This is a genomic window from Janthinobacterium sp. BJB426, from assembly GCF_002735705.1.
Lineage (GTDB): Bacteria > Pseudomonadota > Gammaproteobacteria > Burkholderiales > Burkholderiaceae_D > Janthinobacterium.
Map to the genome: position 1 here is coordinate 525,228 of NZ_PDZL01000001.1, position 15,036 is coordinate 540,263.

16 protein-coding genes are annotated in these 15,036 nt (G+C 61.1%); 9 read left to right on the plus strand and 7 right to left on the minus strand.

The annotated features are described in order from the left end of the window. Window position 1: 1 nt before the first annotated feature. From prmA to CSQ93_RS02330, 6 genes are all read right to left on the minus strand, one after another. The gene (gene prmA, locus CSQ93_RS02305; protein WP_099376536.1) at window positions 2–946 is read right to left on the minus strand and encodes a 50S ribosomal protein L11 methyltransferase; all 945 of its coding nucleotides are present in this window, start codon (window positions 944–946) and stop codon (window positions 2–4) included. Next, a complete protein-coding gene (gene accC, locus CSQ93_RS02310; RefSeq protein WP_034746622.1) occupies window positions 943–2,358 on the minus strand; it encodes an acetyl-CoA carboxylase biotin carboxylase subunit in 1,416 nt (471 codons plus the stop codon). The genes prmA and accC overlap by 4 nt, the downstream gene beginning before the upstream one ends. Before the next feature lie 101 nt (window positions 2,359–2,459). Continuing rightward, window positions 2,460–2,924, minus strand: coding sequence for an acetyl-CoA carboxylase biotin carboxyl carrier protein (gene accB, locus CSQ93_RS02315; protein WP_035822119.1), 465 nt, complete (start codon window positions 2,922–2,924; stop codon window positions 2,460–2,462). 90 nt (window positions 2,925–3,014) lie between these two features. Then, complete coding sequence (gene aroQ / locus CSQ93_RS02320; protein ID WP_034746628.1) at window positions 3,015–3,452, minus strand: type II 3-dehydroquinate dehydratase; 438 nt, start codon at window positions 3,450–3,452, stop codon at window positions 3,015–3,017. 82 nt (window positions 3,453–3,534) lie between these two features. Then, the gene (locus tag CSQ93_RS02325) at window positions 3,535–4,089 is read right to left on the minus strand and encodes a TlpA family protein disulfide reductase (protein WP_099376537.1); all 555 of its coding nucleotides are present in this window, start codon (window positions 4,087–4,089) and stop codon (window positions 3,535–3,537) included. Window positions 4,090–4,108: 19 nt separating this feature from the next. After that, the gene (locus CSQ93_RS02330) at window positions 4,109–4,759 is read right to left on the minus strand and encodes a hypothetical protein (RefSeq protein WP_099376538.1); all 651 of its coding nucleotides are present in this window, start codon (window positions 4,757–4,759) and stop codon (window positions 4,109–4,111) included. Window positions 4,760–4,909: 150 nt separating this feature from the next. Between CSQ93_RS02330 and mpl the strand changes: the two genes are divergently transcribed. From mpl to CSQ93_RS02375, 9 genes are all read left to right on the plus strand, one after another. Then, window positions 4,910–6,250: a UDP-N-acetylmuramate:L-alanyl-gamma-D-glutamyl-meso-diaminopimelate ligase gene (gene mpl / locus CSQ93_RS02335; RefSeq protein ID WP_233516015.1), complete on the plus strand. Its 1,341-nt coding sequence runs from the start codon at window positions 4,910–4,912 to the stop codon at window positions 6,248–6,250. Then, window positions 6,247–6,831, plus strand: a complete 585-nt coding sequence (locus CSQ93_RS02340; protein WP_099376540.1) for a YqiA/YcfP family alpha/beta fold hydrolase — start codon at window positions 6,247–6,249, stop codon at window positions 6,829–6,831. The genes mpl and CSQ93_RS02340 overlap by 4 nt, the downstream gene beginning before the upstream one ends. Further along, window positions 6,828–7,442 (plus strand): chorismate--pyruvate lyase family protein, encoded by a 615-nt coding sequence (locus tag CSQ93_RS02345; protein WP_099376541.1) that lies wholly within the window; start codon window positions 6,828–6,830, stop codon window positions 7,440–7,442. The genes CSQ93_RS02340 and CSQ93_RS02345 overlap by 4 nt, the downstream gene beginning before the upstream one ends. A gap of 2 nt (window positions 7,443–7,444) precedes the next feature. Continuing rightward, the gene (locus CSQ93_RS02350; protein WP_099376542.1) at window positions 7,445–9,520 is read left to right on the plus strand and encodes a ribonuclease catalytic domain-containing protein; all 2,076 of its coding nucleotides are present in this window, start codon (window positions 7,445–7,447) and stop codon (window positions 9,518–9,520) included. A gap of 138 nt (window positions 9,521–9,658) precedes the next feature. Further along, window positions 9,659–10,516, plus strand: a complete 858-nt coding sequence (locus CSQ93_RS02355; RefSeq protein ID WP_099376543.1) for an energy transducer TonB family protein — start codon at window positions 9,659–9,661, stop codon at window positions 10,514–10,516. An 11-nt stretch (window positions 10,517–10,527) separates the two neighbouring features. Next, window positions 10,528–11,355 carry a shikimate dehydrogenase gene (gene aroE / locus CSQ93_RS02360; RefSeq protein ID WP_099376701.1) on the plus strand — a complete coding sequence of 276 codons (828 nt, stop codon included), beginning with the start codon at window positions 10,528–10,530 and terminating at the stop codon, window positions 11,353–11,355. After that, window positions 11,352–12,077: a monofunctional biosynthetic peptidoglycan transglycosylase gene (gene mtgA / locus CSQ93_RS02365; RefSeq protein ID WP_099376544.1), complete on the plus strand. Its 726-nt coding sequence runs from the start codon at window positions 11,352–11,354 to the stop codon at window positions 12,075–12,077. Before aroE ends, mtgA begins: the two co-directional genes overlap by 4 nt. Before the next feature lie 223 nt (window positions 12,078–12,300). Next, complete coding sequence (gene corA, locus CSQ93_RS02370) at window positions 12,301–13,266, plus strand: magnesium/cobalt transporter CorA (RefSeq protein ID WP_034746658.1); 966 nt, start codon at window positions 12,301–12,303, stop codon at window positions 13,264–13,266. Window positions 13,267–13,559: 293 nt separating this feature from the next. Next, the gene (locus CSQ93_RS02375) at window positions 13,560–14,288 is read left to right on the plus strand and encodes an HAD family hydrolase (RefSeq protein WP_099376545.1); all 729 of its coding nucleotides are present in this window, start codon (window positions 13,560–13,562) and stop codon (window positions 14,286–14,288) included. An 11-nt stretch (window positions 14,289–14,299) separates the two neighbouring features. On the opposite strand, the gene CSQ93_RS02380 is transcribed toward CSQ93_RS02375, so the two are convergent. Next, window positions 14,300–15,031 carry an SDR family oxidoreductase gene (locus tag CSQ93_RS02380; protein ID WP_099376546.1) on the minus strand — a complete coding sequence of 244 codons (732 nt, stop codon included), beginning with the start codon at window positions 15,029–15,031 and terminating at the stop codon, window positions 14,300–14,302. Between the last annotated feature and the right edge of the window lie 5 nt (window positions 15,032–15,036).

Genomic DNA, 15,036 nt, shown 5'->3' on the forward strand with positions numbered 1-15,036 from the left:
CTTATGCACCTTCCGCGCGGGGCGCAGGCGCTTGCGTGGTGCCCAGGCGGCCATGCAGGGCCACCCAGCCGTCTTGCTCGGCCCACACACCCAGCTGGATGAATGGTGCATAGGCAGCGGCCACTTCTTCCGCCTGGCGTGCCAGCACGCCGGACAGGATCAGGGCGCCGCCGTCGGCGACGCGGCCCGACAGCATCGGCGCCATCAGCTTCAATGGGCTCGACAGGATGTTGGCGACGACGATGTCAAACTTGGCCGTGGCGTGTGCCGAGGTGGCAAACGTGTCTGGCAAGAAATATTCGATGTCGCACTGGTTGCGTTCGGCATTGTCGCGCGCCGATTCGATCGCCTGCGGGTCGATGTCGACGCCGGCTACCGTTTGCGCACCGAGTTTCTTGGCCACCATGGCCAGGATGCCGGAACCGCAACCGTAGTCGAGCACGGTCTTGCCTGGAGCGGGGTTGGCTTCCAGCCATTCCATGCACAAACGCGTGGTCGGATGGCTGCCCGTGCCGAAGGCCAGGCCCGGATCCAGCTCCAGGATCAGACCGTCAGGATCCGGTGCCTCGTGCCAGCTGGGTACGACCCAGATATTCTTGCCGATGTGAATCGGTGCGAATTGCGACTGGGTCAGGCGCACCCAGTCCTGCTCTTCCACGGGGCGCATGGTAAAGGCGGGAACTTCCGCCATGCCGACCGCTTGGGCGGCGGCGGCCACGATGGCGGCCTGGTCGGCGTCGACGTCCGTCAGCGCCACCACGCGGCTGCGTTCCCACGCCGCTTCCTTCGGTTCCATGCCGGGCTCGCCAAACAGGGGCTGTTCGGCATCCGTGCCTTCATCGGCGTCTTCCACCGACACCGACAGGGCGCCCGCTTCCATCAACGCGTCGGACATGGCCTCGGCGTTGTCACGGGCGATTTCGATGACGATTTCCGTCCAGCTCATGCGCCCGCCTTGATTTCGGATTTCTTGGCGATGCTGGGGCTGCCGCCATTCAGGTTCTTGCCCAGGTCCGGCATGTCGGCCAGTTTCTGTTCCAGATAGTGAATATTGGTGCCGCCTTCGATGAAGCGCGCGTCGATCATCAGTTCGCGGTGCAGGGCGATATTCGTGTTGATGCCTTCGACCACCATTTCGGACAGGGCGATCTGCATGCGGCGGATCGCTTGCTCGCGCGTGGCGCCGTAAGCGATCACTTTGCCGATCATCGAGTCGTAGTGCGGCGGCACATAGTAGCCGGCGTAAGCGTGCGAATCGACGCGGATGCCAGGGCCGCCCGGTGCATGCCACGACACGATCTTGCCTGGCGATGGCGTGAACTTGAATGGATCTTCGGCGTTGATGCGGCACTCGATGGCGTGGCCCGACAGCAAGACGTCGCGCTGGCGGAAACGCAGTTTTTCGCCGGCGGCGATGCGGATCTGCTCTTGCACGATGTCGATGCCGGTGATCATCTCGGTGACGGGATGTTCCACTTGCACGCGGGTATTCATTTCAATGAAATAGAACTCACCGTTTTCGTACAGGAATTCAAACGTACCGGCGCCGCGATAGCCGATCTTGCGGCAAGCTTCGGCGCAACGGTCGCCAATTTTCTCGATCAGTTTGCGCGGGATGCCCGGCGCTGGTGCTTCTTCGATCACTTTCTGGTGGCGGCGCTGCATGGAGCAGTCGCGCTCGCCAAGCCAGACGGCGTTCTTGTGTTCGTCGGCGAGGATCTGGATTTCCACGTGGCGCGGATTTTCCAGGTACTTCTCCATATACACTTCAGGGTTGCCGAAGGCCGTGCCGGCTTCCGTCTTGGTCATCGCCACGGCGTTGATCAGGGCTGCTTCCGTGTGCACCACGCGCATGCCGCGTCCGCCACCGCCACCGGCGGCCTTGATGATGACCGGGTAGCCGATCTTGCGGGCAATTTGCACGATCGCTTTCGGATCGTCCGGCAACGCGCCTTCCGAGCCGGGTACGCACGGTACGCCAGCCTTGATCATGGTTTGCTTGGCCGACACTTTGTCGCCCATCAAACGGATCGATTCGGAGCGGGGGCCGATGAAGACGAAGCCCGATTTCTCGACGCGTTCGGCAAAGTCGGCATTTTCCGACAGGAAGCCATAGCCTGGGTGAATCGCTTGCGCATCCGTCACTTCAGCGGCGCTGATGATGGCGGGCATGTTCAGGTAGCTCAGGGACGACTGTGCCGGGCCAATACAAACGGATTCGTCGGCCAGCTTGACGTATTTTGCGTCCTTGTCGGCTTCGGAGTGGACTACAACCGTTTTAATGCCCATTTCGCGGCAGGCGCGCTGAATACGGAGGGCAATTTCACCACGGTTGGCAATCAGGATTTTTTCAAACATGGTAGGTTCGCGTATGTCTGTGAGAGCCGGCGAGCCGGCGAAACAACAAGTGTGAGGGGCTAAAACTGCAAACGGCCGTTGCCGGCCGTGTGGACTGGGTTTTAGCCGATCACAAACAAGGGTTGACCGAATTCGACCGGTTGGCCGTTTTCGACCAGAATCTGGGTCACGACACCGGCTTTATCGGAGTCGATTTCATTCAGGAGCTTCATCGCTTCGATGATGCACAGGGTATCACCTTCCTTGACAGTCGAGCCCACTTCAACATAGGCGGCGGTGCCAGGAGCGGAGGAGCGGTAGAAGGTACCGACCATCGGCGACTTGACCACATAGCCCGTTGGCTCGGCGGCGACCACGACGGCAGCTGCCGCAGCGGGGGCGGCGGCTGGCGCGGCTGGCTGGTATTGGGCTTGCATGCCTTGCGGCTGCATCATGACCATCTGGTTTTGCGGCATGGCCGACGATTTGACGATGCGAACCTTGCTTTCGCCTTCGGTAACTTCCAGCTCTGCGATATCCGATTCGGCGACCAGGTCGATCAAGGTCTTGAGTTTTCGTAGATCCATGTAAAACCCCTAGGAATGTAGTTTGTTTTATGAGTGATGCGGTGATGTCCAGAACCTATCGCCGCGCTAAATGCGTGCAGATCGCGTAGATTAACGTTTTTTAAGCGCAAAGTCGATGGCAAACCGATATCCATCGATACCCAGGCCGCAGATCGTCCCCTGCGCGATCGCGCTGAGAAATGAGTGATGTCGAAACGTTTCGCGTTGATAAATATTCGAGATATGGACTTCCACGAACGGGATGGCGACCCCGGCCAGCGCATCGCGCAAGGCAACGCTGGTATGGGTCAGGCCGCCCGGATTGATGACAATGGCATCGATCCCTTCCGCTCGCGCGGCATGGATGCGGTCGATCAGCGCGCCTTCATGGTTGCTTTGAAAGCAAACCAGGTCGGCACCGGCCGCCATGGCTTGCGCCATTGCTGCCTGCTCGATATCGGCCAAGGTGCTGGCGCCGTAGACCTCAGGCTCGCGCGTTCCCAGCAAATTCAGGTTGGGACCGTTGAGCAGAAGGAGGTTTTTTGCCATGTATGGAAGACCGTTTTAGCGAAAGTTCCGCATTTTGCCGCCAAAGATACGCATTGGCAAGAGAAAAAAGCACGCTCCGAATTTACAATTTATCCAGATCGGCGCGCAACTGATCAAATTTCAAGCGACCCAGATAGGTCTTTTTGACTTCGCCATCGGCGCCGATCAGCACCGTAAAGGGCAAACCGCCCGTGGCATTGCCAAAATGACGCGACAGGTCGGTGCCGCTCATGCCGGACACATACACGGGATAGGCGATCTTGAACTTGCTGGCAAAGGTGGCAATATTGCTGGCCGAATCAATACCGATGCCGATGACCTGCAGGTTTTTCGCCGCATAGTGGCCTTGTACTTCGGATAACTCTGGCATTTCTTCCACGCAAGGTGGGCACCACGGCGCCCAGAAATTGACCAGCACATTCTTGCCTTTCCATTGCGATAAGGCTTGCGTGGCGCCGGCCGCGTCCGGCAGGGACAGTGCATACAGCTCGTTGACGGGACCCGTCGCGCCTGGCGCGATGGTGGTCGTCAGCGGTCCCGCTTCTTTCGCTTTTTCCTTGCTCAAACCGACGTAAGCGCCCATGCCGCCAAACATCAGCGCCACGATGGCGCAGGCGATCCAATTCTTTTTTGTCATAACTTTATCTATATCAATGTTAGTCGGCAGCCGGCACGCCATCGGCGAGGCTGGCGGCCAGCAGGCTGCGCAGCCCGGCGATGTCGGTGCGCAGCACTTTTCCGTCCGCCTTGGCTTTCAGCGCGCCGCGCATATCATCGAGCTCATACATGGCCGCGTGCACGCCTTCGTTTTTCCACAAGAAACTGGCTGTCTCGACCGCATCATAACGCGCTCCCTTGAAATGCGGGCTTTCCGACATGTCGAGCACGACATTTTTATTCAGCAGGAAGACGTGGATTTCCTTGGCGCTCTCGGCAAACAGCTGCAAATAGATCTCGTCATGGGGGCCGGCCGTACCATTGAGCACGGGGCCGCTGAGCAGGGGATGAAATTGTTGCAACGCTTCCATCACCTGCAGCGCGATCGTGCGCAGCTGGAACAGCCGTGCCGGCTGGCTGTCGGCCAGGAACAGGGCATTGTATTGCCGCACCTGTTCTTCGATCATCTCGTTGTCAGGCAGTATATTGGGCCGATTCGTGGGCCGGTTCGGCGCGTCACCGAGGACTTGCCGCGCCGCCTTGCGCTTGGCGCTGCCATAGTCGGCGCCATCCTGCGCCACGAGGCGCGCGGCAGCGGCGGCGATTTCCAGGCGCAACTGCGCGCTATCGTCAAATGCATCGTTCGTCATGAGCGAGATGATACTCCGAAGCGGAAAAAGTCATGGCGTCAGGTAAAATCCTGCACTTGCTGTTTTTTATCTCACCGTCTTACTTACTAACCGAGCACCTTTCGCACTGATCACATGCATATTCATATTCTCGGCATTTGCGGTACCTTCATGGGCGGCCTGGCTGTCCTGGCCAAGGAAGCCGGCCATAAAGTCACTGGTTGCGATGCCAACGTGTATCCGCCGATGAGCACCCAGCTGGAATCGCAGGGAATCGAACTGATCCAGGGCTTTGATCCGGAACAAACCAAGCTGAACCCGGATTTGTATGTGATTGGCAATGTGGTCTCGCGCGGCAACCCGCTGGTGGAAGAAATCCTCAACCGCAGCCTGCCGTATGTATCCGGCCCGCAGTGGATCGGCGAACACATCTTGCGCGATAAGTGGGTACTGGCCGTGGCTGGCACGCATGGCAAGACGACAACATCGGCCATGCTGGCCTGGATCCTCGAAGACGCGGGCTACGCGCCGGGCTTCCTGATCGGTGGTGTGCCGATGAACTTTGGCATTTCCGCCCGCCTCAGCGGCAAGATTGACGGCAAGAGCGCCGAGTCGGACTTCTTCGTCATCGAAGCCGATGAGTACGACACGGCCTTCTTTGACAAGCGCAGCAAGTTCGTGCATTACCACGCGAAGACGGCCATCATGAATAACCTGGAATATGATCACGCCGACATCTTCCCCGATCTGCACGCGATCGAGACGCAATTCCATCACCTGGTGCGCACGGTGCCCGGCATTGGCCGTCTCGTCTTCAACGGCGACGAAGCGTCGTTGCAGCGCGTGCTGGCGCGCGGTTGCTGGAGTGAAAAGGAAAGTTTTGGTCAAGATGCTAATTGGCAACTGCAAGAGCAGGCCGATGGCAGCTTCGACGTGTTCTTCAATGGCAAGCAGGAAGGCCAGGTGGCGTGGGCCCTGACGGGCAAGCACAACCGCAGCAATGCGCTGGCAGCCATCGCCGCCGCGCGTCACGTGGGGGTGCCGATTGGCCAGGCGTGCGCTTCGCTGGCCACGTTCGAGAGCGTCAAGCGCCGCATGGAAGTGCGTGGCGTGGTCAACGGCATGACCGTGTACGACGATTTCGCGCATCACCCGACGGCCATTGCCACCACCGTGGGCGGCCTGCGCCAGAAGATAGGCAACACCGGCCGCATCCTGGCCGTGCTGGAACCGCGGTCGAACACCATGAAGCTGGGCGCCATGAAAGATGCGCTGCCGGGCAGCCTGAAGGATGCGGACCTAGTCTTCGGTTTCGGCAGCCATGCCGCGCTGGGCTGGAGCCTGGGCGACGCGCTGGCGCCGCTGGGCAAGATTGCCAGCGCTTATGAAGACATCGATACCCTGGTGGCGGCCGTGGCGGCAAGCGCCCGTCCCGGCGACCAGATCGTGGTCATGAGCAACGGCGGCTTTGGCGGCGTGCATCAGAAGTTGCTGGAGGCGCTGGGCCGATGATTCTGTACCTGCATGGATTTCGCTCGTCGCCCCTGTCGATGAAGTCGCGCTTGCTGGCCGCGCAGATGCAGGCGCTGGGCCGCGAAGCACAGTGGCTGTGCCCGCAATTGCCGGCCTCGCCCAAGCTGGCCATTGAGTTGGCCTTGTCATTGGTCAAGGACGTGGCGCCGACCGAGCTGACGATTATCGGCTCCTCGCTGGGCGGCTATTACGCCACCTGGCTGGCCGAGCAGCTCGGTTGCCGCGCCGTATTGCTCAACCCCGCCATCGTGCCCTTGATCGACCTGGAACAGCATGTGGGCGTGACGACGGAGTTCCATTCGGACAAGCCATTCGAGTTCAAGCGTGAATACATCGATGAGCTGCGCGCGTTTTCCGTAGAGAAAATTACTGAGCCGCAACGCTATTTCCTGATTGCCGCCACGGGCGATGAAGTGCTCGACTACCGCGACATGGTGGCGCATTATCAGGGGGCGCGGCAGTTGGTCATCGATGGCAGCGACCATGGCATCAGCGAATTTGCCGACTACCTGGCGCCCGTGCTGGCCTTTTGCGGCATCGATGCGGACGCGGCCAAGTGAGGCCGGGTTCGCTGCGGCAGGCGCAATGGCATGCGCACGTGAATGCCGTCAATGCGCCGCCGGCCTTGCGTCACTGGCTCACGGGTGGCGGCTCGCTGACGGCCAAGCTGAAAGCGCACAGCAGCGCGTTTCGCGTGCAATGTTTGCATCAGGAAACATCGCGCTGCTTGACCGATGAGGCTGCCATCATCGGTTTGCACCGCGCAGGCCGGGTGTGGGAACGCGAAGTGCTGTTGCGCTGCGATAACAAACCGGCCGTGTTTGGCCATACCGTCGTGCCCATGCAGGCGACGGCCACGGACTGGCCCTTGTTTTCCGCGCTGGGCGAGCGTTCGCTGGGCACGACCTTGTTTGGCGACCGCATGGTACGGCGCGGGGAACTGGAATTTGCCCGCTTGCGTGCCGGGCACCCGCTGGTGCAGCGGGCGCAGGCGGCGCTGGCAGAGGAGGGGCGCCGCGCCGACGAGCAGGCGCTGTTTTTTGCCCGCCGCTGCCTGTATCAGCGTCACCAGGGATTGCTGCTGGTAACCGAAGTATTTTTGCCGGCGGTGCTGGAGTTGACGTCCGTCACTCGCACTGTTGCAACCGACACATTAATAAACAAAGCATAACAATGAATCTATTTTTTGAAGAATCCGGCGATTTCAAGGTCGGCACGGTCCTGTCGCAAGCGGGTGAAGCGTACCAGGTCGAAATGGCCAGCGGCAAGCGCACCAAAGTCAAGGTCAAGGATGTGCTGCTGCAGTATGAAAAGCCGGCCCCGGCCGAGCTGCTGGAGCAAGCGAAGGCGGTTGCTGCCGAGATCGATCTCGATTTCCTGTGGGAAGTGGCGGGCGAAGACGAGTTCGGCTTTGCCGAGCTGGGCGCCGAATATTTCGGCCACGCCCCGTTGCCGCCGGAAGCGGCCGGCCTGATCCTGGCCCTGCATTCGGCACCCGTGTATTTCTACAAGAAGGGCCGTGGCCGCTACAAGGCGGCGCCGGAAGCGTCGCTGAAGGCGGCATTGGCCGGCATTGAAAAGAAAAAGCAGCAGGCGCTGGTGCAAGCCGCCTATGTGGAAGAGCTGAAACAGAACCGCTTGCCCGCCTCGATGCAGCCCATGGTGCTGCAACTGCTGTTCAAGCCCGACAAGAACACGATCGAATACAAGGCGCTGGAAGCGGCGTGCACGGAATTGCACACGACGCCGCCGCGTTTGATGCTGGCTGTCGGCGGTATTGCTTCACCGAAAGACTTGCACTTGTCGAAATTCCTCTTCGAGAATTTCCCGAAAGGCGCCGGTTTCCCGAACGTGCCCGTGCCCGCCGTGACGGCCAAGCTGCCGCTGGCCGACGTGGCCGCCTTCTCGATCGACGACGTGACCACCACCGAGATCGACGATGCCTTCTCCGTGCAGCCTTTGCCGGACGGCACCGTGAAAGTGGGTATTCACATCGCCGCGCCCGGCCTGGGCATTCGCCCGGAAGACGTGATCGACAAGATGGCGCGCCAGCGCATGTCGACCGTCTACATGCCGGGCGACAAGATCACCATGCTGCCGGACGAAATCGTGAATGCCTTCACCCTCGCGGAAGGCACGACGTGCCCGGCCCTGTCGCTGTACGCCACGCTGGACCCGAAAGCGGACTGGGCCGTGGTCAGCACGCAGACGCGCGCCGAGCTGGTGCCGATCGCCAGCAATTTGCGCCATAACCAGCTCGACGACCTGGTCAACGAGGAAACCCTGGCCAGCGGTGAAGGCGAGTATCCTCACAAGGCCGATTTTGCCGTGCTGTGGCAATGGGCGCAGCAGCTGGAACAGGGCCGCATGAAGAAACGCGAAGCGTTTGGCCTGAAGCCGGAACAGAATAACCGTGTCGATTTCAATTTCTATGTGGAAAATGACATCGTCACCGTGGCGCGCCGCAAGCGTGGCGCGCCGCTCGACAAGATCGTCGCCGAACTGATGATTTTTGCAAACAGCACGTGGGGCAAGATGCTGCACGACCATGGCGTGCCGGGCATTTACCGTAGCCAGGGCGGCGGCAGTGGCAATAGCTGGGCGGCAAAGATGCAGGTGCGCATGGTTACCCATGCGGCGCCGCACCAGGGCCTGGGCGTGGATCAATACGCGTGGAGCACCTCGCCCTTGCGCCGCTATACCGATCTGGTCAATCAGTGGCAAATCATCGCCTGCGCCGAGCATGGCGTGACGGCGCCGCTGGTGGCCCCGTTCAAGCCGCGCGACGCGAATTTGTTCGCCATCGTCTCGGCCTTCGATGCTGCATATGCCGCGTATGGCGATTTCCAGTCGAACATGGAACGCTACTGGTGCTTGCGCTGGCTGCACCAGGAAAACGCGCGCCAGGTCGATGCCGTCGTGCTGAAAGACGAGATTTTGCGCCTGGTCGACATTCCGCTGGTCATCAAGCTGCCGGGCATGCCATCGGTGGCGCGCGGTGCGCAAGTGAAACTGGACTTGCTGCGCTGGGATGAAGTCGACCTGAGCATCGAAGCGCGCCTGCTGGAAATCGCTGCCGTGCCCGATGCGGCGGCCGATGCCGAGCTGGACTATGAGGAAGAGTCGGGCGACGAAGGCGCGGAAGAGGGTGACATGGCGCCGGAAGCAGCAAACCAGGTCGGCGACGCCGAGGCGGAAGTGGCGGAGCTGGCCAGCGAAGACGTGGTCAGCGAACCCGAGGTCAAGTAAGGTCGTCGTCACGCCATCAAGGCGGTGCTGAAAACTGTTGCCGGCACCGCCCTTTGACGTAGAATTCAGCCATCTTGTATCTTGTGCTTGTTGCGAACTGGGTTGCGCGTGAAGTCTTTCCGAGAGAATCGTTTTCTGATGATAGCCGTGGCGGTATCGCTGCTGGCGCACGGCGCCTTACTGGCGATGCATTTTGTCGCCCCGGCCCCGCAGCGGGCCGTGGCTACCGATCCCGGCCTGGAAGTGATACTGGTCAATACCAAGCATGCCAACAAGCCGCTGAAGGCCGAGGCCCTGGCGCAAGCTAACCTCGACGGTGGTGGACAGGCCGACAAGGGCCGCGCCAAGTCGCCCTTGCCCGACATGCGCAAGGTGGAAGAGGGCGACAGCGTCAAGGCCAGCGCCCGGCGCATTGCCGAACTGGAACAAAGACAGCAGGAATTGCTGACGCAGGCGGCCAAGCCTACGCCTTACAGCGCCGCGCCCGTCACTGAAAAAGACAAGCCCAATCCCCTGGCCAGCGGCTCAGACTTGATGGAAAGCAGCAAGGCCATCGCGCGTATGGCGGCCGAGATCAGCCAGACCGTGGAAGACCAAAATAAACGTCCGCGCAAGACTTTCATTACGCCCAGCACGCAGGAAGTCGGCTACGCCATGTATTACAAGACCCTGCAAAAGCGCATCGAGGAAATCGGCACCCTGAATTTCCCGCAAAAGAATGGCCGCAAGATGTATGGCGAACTGGTCGTCTACATCCCCATCTTCCAGGACGGCACGATTTACCAGAAAGAGGGCGGCGCCCGCGTGGAGAAAAGCTCGGGCAATCCGGCACTGGATGCGGCGGCCCTGGCCATCGTGCGCCGCGCGGCGCCGTTTGGCCGTTTCCCACCGAACATGTTGTCGAGTGACAAGGATGACCTGTGGGTCGTCATCACCCGCTTCAAATTTACGCGCGAAGAAAAAATGGAAGCTAACCTGACTGGCGGCAGCAATTGAACAAGCAAGAAATGAATCCTGATCAATATTGTGTCTTCGGCAATCCCATCGCCCACAGCAAGTCCCCCCTGATCCACGCCGCCTTTGCCCTGCAGACAGGCCAGGCCATGGTCTATGATCACCGGCTGGCGCCGCTGGACGGCTTTGCCCTGGCGGCCCGTACGTTTGCCGCCGAGGGCGGCAAGGGTGCAAACGTGACGGTGCCCTTTAAACTGGACGCGTGCGCGCTGGCCACCGAGCTGACGCCGCGGGCTAGGGCCGCCGGCGCCGTCAATACCCTGCGTTTCGATGGCGACACCATTCTTGGCGACAATACCGATGGCGCGGGCCTGGTGGCGGACATCGTGCGCAACGCGGGCGTGAGCGTCGCCGGCAAGCGCGTCCTGCTGCTGGGCGCGGGCGGCGCGGCGCGCGGCGTCGTGCTGCCCTTGCTGGAACAGGGACCGCAGGAAATCTTCATTGCCAACCGCACTGTGGCCACGGCCGAGGCGCTGGTGGCGCAGTTTGCGGATGCGGCGAGTCACGCTGCTCAGCTGCGCGCCGGCGGCTACACGCAGCCCGCGGGCGTTTTTGATATCGTCATCAATGCCACCTCGGCCAGCCTGGCGGGCGATTTGCCGCCCGTGCCGCCGGGTATCTTCGGCGATCACACGCTGGCGCTGGACATGATGTATGGTGCCCAGCCCACCGTCTTCATGGACTTTGCCGCGCAGCATGGCGCGCAGGTGCGCGACGGCCTGGGCATGCTGGTGGAGCAGGCGGCCGAAGCGTTTTACGTGTGGCGCGGCGTGCGGCCGCAGACGCAGGATTTGCTGGCGCAATTGCGCGGTGCCCTGTGAGCGGCGGCAAGAAGGGCGCGCGCAAGGGCGCCAGCCGCTACGGCTGGATCAAGTGGCTGTTCATCGTGCCCGTGCTGGCCTTTATCGTCGTGCAACTGTATTTCTTCCTGCAAATCTGGTGGTGGGTCGATCATAACCCGTCCAGCACGGCGTTCATGCGCGAACAATTGTCTGTCTTGCAGGACAAGAATCCCAACGCCACCATCAAGCAGACGTGGGTGCCGTACAACCGCATCTCGAACAATCTGAAACGGGCCATCATCGCCTCGGAAGACGCGAATTTTTCCGAGCACGAAGGCGTGGACTGGGAAGCCTTGCAAAAAGCATATGAAAAAAACAGCAAGAAGCAGAAGGTCGTGGCGGGCGGCTCCACCATCACGCAGCAGTTGGCGAAGAATCTGTTCCTGTCCGGTTCGCGCAGCTATGTGCGCAAGGGCCAGGAACTGATCATCACGTATATGCTGGAAAACCTGATGGAAAAGCAGCGCATTTTCGAGATTTATCTGAACGTGGTGGAGTTTGGCACGGGCATCTTTGGCGCCGAAGCGGCGGGGCGCCACTATTACCGGGTCAGCGCAGCGGGCCTGAGCGCGGGACAGGCGGCGAAACTGGCCGTGATGCTGCCGAATCCCCGCTTTTATGACCGTCACCGTGATACGGGCTACCTGAACCGGCGTACCAGTGTCATCCTGCGCCGCATGGGGGCGGCGGAGCTGCCTTGAGGGCAGCGGGCTTTCTTTGCATAAAATCAAAGCTGCTTGATTGGCACTATTGCGGGGGCAGCATCTTAATCGGCCCCGCTTGGTGCAACGCCGCACTTTTTCCGTGAAAAAGCGGTGCCGGGGGTGGTCGTGAAAAGGCCTTTGCGGGTACACTTGCGCTGTTTTCATTTTTGGCGCCAGCGCCAGCACATCACGATAACCCCACATCCGGCTGAGAGCGCGCATGATCAATGTCTTTGTATTACAGAATGGCCGGCTCAACCAGGTGCCGATCGACAGCCGCGCAGACCTCGAAAATGCCGAACCGGTGTGGGTCGACCTGACCGACCCTACCGATGATGAGCGGGCCTGGGTCAAGGCCATCTACAACGTCACCCTGCCGGGCGAAGACGAAGTCAAGGATATTGAAGCGTCGGCCCGCTATTACGAAGCGGAAAACGGCGACTTGCACCTGCGCACGGACTTCCTGCGTGAAGAGGACGACGGTCCCTCGCGCGTCATTACGGTAGCCTTCATTCTTGCCCGCAAGATTTTGTTTTCCATGCATACGGACGACCTGCCCGTGTTCCGCCTGGTGCGCATGCGCGCCCGCTCGCGGCCAGGTTCGATTGCCGACTACATGGACGTGCTGCTCGACCTGTACGCCACCGATGCCGAATATTCGGCTGACGTGCTCGAAGGCATCTACCAGAACCTGGAAGAAGTCAGCACGCGCGTATTGCAAAAGGAATTTACCGATGCGCACGCGGCCGAAGCACTGAATGCCATTGCCCACGAGGAAGATTTGAATGGCCGTATCCGTCGCAACATGATGGATACGCGCCGCGCCGTGAGTTTCCTGATGCGCGGCCGCTTATTGAATTCGGAGCAGTTCGAGGAAGCGCGGCAGATTTTGCGCGACATCGAATCGCTGGACGGCCATACGTCTTTCCTGTTTGATAAGATCAACTTTCTGATGGATGCCACCGTCGGTTTCATTAACATCAACCAGAACAAGATCATCAAGATCTTCTCGGTGGCCAGCGTGGCCTTCCTGCCGCCGACCCTGATCGCCAGCGTGTACGGCATGAACTTCAAGTTGATGCCGGAACTGGAATGGTCGTTCGGCTATCCATGGGCCTGGGGCTTGATGATCACCAGCGCCATCGCGCCCTTCCTGTATTTCCGCCACCGTGGCTGGCTGAAATAAGCCGCAGCGCAGCATCGCCGGGGCGCTTCCGCGTCCCGGTTTCAAGACGAACGCAGCAATTTCAAAAATCAGCGATAATCACTGGTATTGCGTGGTATTGAATTGGTATTCGTTCGTCGCCGCCTGCCTGGCGCCCGATTCTTTCCCCCGCTGGCTGCCTGTGGCAGAAAAGTATCGTCATTCAGACGTTTTCTGCGTGGTAGCGTCCGCCTGTTCCACCTATGATCGTTGCGATGCCAGCCTTGGCTGGCTGGCCGCCGCATTTCCCGTCACTGTTGCCTTCTGGAGAGTCCATGCCTGATACCGCCACTACCCCACCGCGCTTCACCCACCTGATCAGCGACTGCGATGGCGTGCTGATCGACAGCGAAGCCGTGGCCCTGCAAGCGCTGCTGGAATTGCTGGGGCCGCGCCTGCAGAACCTGCCTGAGGGCATCACCCTGCAAGGTTTGATCGAGCCGCGCCTGGGTCAGCGCCTGGTGCCGCTGATGCAGGATATCTACAAGGAGCTGGGCTTGCCGCAATTGCCGGCCGATGACATCATGGCCATCGGCAACGCGGTCGATGCGGCTTGCGACGCGCAATTGCGCGCCGTGCCCGGCGTGGCGCAAGCGCTGGCCGCCATTCCCCTGCCCAAGGCCGTGGCCTCGAACAGCGTCAGCGCGCGCGTGCTGTCGGCGCTCGAGCGGACTAGCATGGCGCCGTTGTTCGATCAGCGTGTATTCACGCCGGACCTGGTGGGCCATGCCAAGCCGCATCCGGGCCTGTACCTGGCAGCGGCGGCCGCTTTCGGCGTGTCACCGGGCCAGTGCCTGGTGCTGGAAGACAGCGTCACGGGCGTGACGGCTGCCGTGGCGGCGGGCATGACGGTCTTGGGCTTTATCGGCGGCGGGCATATTGCCGCCGGCCAGGAAGCGCGCCTGAAGGCGGCTGGCGCGCATGTCGTGTTCAGCGACATGGCCAGCCTGCCGGCGCTGGTGGCGGCCCTGCTGCAGCCGGCCACCGAGCCGCAAGTTGCTTAATTGCAAGTGATTTAGCGGCAGGTATAGCCGCCATCGATCGGCAGGCTGACGCCGCTGATCATGGCGGCGGCGTCGCTGAGCAGGAACAAAATGGGGCTCGCTACCTCTTCCGGGGTGGCGAAACGGCGCAGCGGAATGGCCGCCAGCATGGGAGCGCTTTTTACCGGGTCGCTCCAGTCCCGTTCCGCCATCGGCGTCAGGGTCACGGTGGGATTGACGCTGTTGACGCGGATGCCGTGCGGCCCCAGTTCCAGACACAGGCTGCGGGTGATCGCATCCATGGCCGCCTTCGAAGCGCAATACGCCAGATGATGCTCGAGCGCCACCAGCGCCGCCTGGCTCGAAACGTTCACGATGCTGCCCTTGTGTCCTTCGCGCAGCATGCCCTGCGCCACATGGCGCGCCATCATGGCCGCGCTGCGCGCATTGACCACCATCACGCGGTCAAAGCTGGCCGCATCGACTTCCAAACTGGGCCCCAGTTGCGAGATGCCGGAGCAATTGACGAGACCATCGATGTTGCGCAGCGGCGCCAGCGCGGCCGCCATGGCGTCGCTGTCGCTGATGTCGAGCTGCAGCGGCTCGCAACCGGTTTCGTCGGCCAGTGCGGCCAGCCGTTCGGCGTTTTGTCCGATGGCAATGACGCGCGCGCCGGCCGCGCTGAGCATGCGCGCCGTGACGAGGCCGATGCCGCTGGAAGCGCCCGTGACGATGAATTTCTTGTGGCGGAAATCGAATAGCATGGTAT

Coding starts and splice junctions, on each gene's coding strand:
- CSQ93_RS02355 (WP_099376543.1), top strand. CDS start 9,659: ATGATAGCCGTGGCGGTATCGCTGCTGGCGCACGGCGCCTTACTGGCG.
- accB (WP_035822119.1), bottom strand. CDS start 2,924: ATGGATCTACGAAAACTCAAGACCTTGATCGACCTGGTCGCCGAATCG.
- CSQ93_RS02375 (WP_099376545.1), top strand. CDS start 13,560: ATGCCTGATACCGCCACTACCCCACCGCGCTTCACCCACCTGATCAGC.
- CSQ93_RS02325 (WP_099376537.1), bottom strand. CDS start 4,089: ATGACAAAAAAGAATTGGATCGCCTGCGCCATCGTGGCGCTGATGTTT.
- mpl (WP_233516015.1), top strand. CDS start 4,910: ATGGGCGGCCTGGCTGTCCTGGCCAAGGAAGCCGGCCATAAAGTCACT.
- CSQ93_RS02350 (WP_099376542.1), top strand. CDS start 7,445: ATGAATCTATTTTTTGAAGAATCCGGCGATTTCAAGGTCGGCACGGTC.
- CSQ93_RS02330 (WP_099376538.1), bottom strand. CDS start 4,759: ATGACGAACGATGCATTTGACGATAGCGCGCAGTTGCGCCTGGAAATC.
- CSQ93_RS02340 (WP_099376540.1), top strand. CDS start 6,247: ATGATTCTGTACCTGCATGGATTTCGCTCGTCGCCCCTGTCGATGAAG.
- aroQ (WP_034746628.1), bottom strand. CDS start 3,452: ATGGCAAAAAACCTCCTTCTGCTCAACGGTCCCAACCTGAATTTGCTG.
- accC (WP_034746622.1), bottom strand. CDS start 2,358: ATGTTTGAAAAAATCCTGATTGCCAACCGTGGTGAAATTGCCCTCCGT.
- prmA (WP_099376536.1), bottom strand. CDS start 946: ATGAGCTGGACGGAAATCGTCATCGAAATCGCCCGTGACAACGCCGAG.
- aroE (WP_099376701.1), top strand. CDS start 10,528: ATGAATCCTGATCAATATTGTGTCTTCGGCAATCCCATCGCCCACAGC.
- corA (WP_034746658.1), top strand. CDS start 12,301: ATGATCAATGTCTTTGTATTACAGAATGGCCGGCTCAACCAGGTGCCG.
- CSQ93_RS02380 (WP_099376546.1), bottom strand. CDS start 15,031: ATGCTATTCGATTTCCGCCACAAGAAATTCATCGTCACGGGCGCTTCC.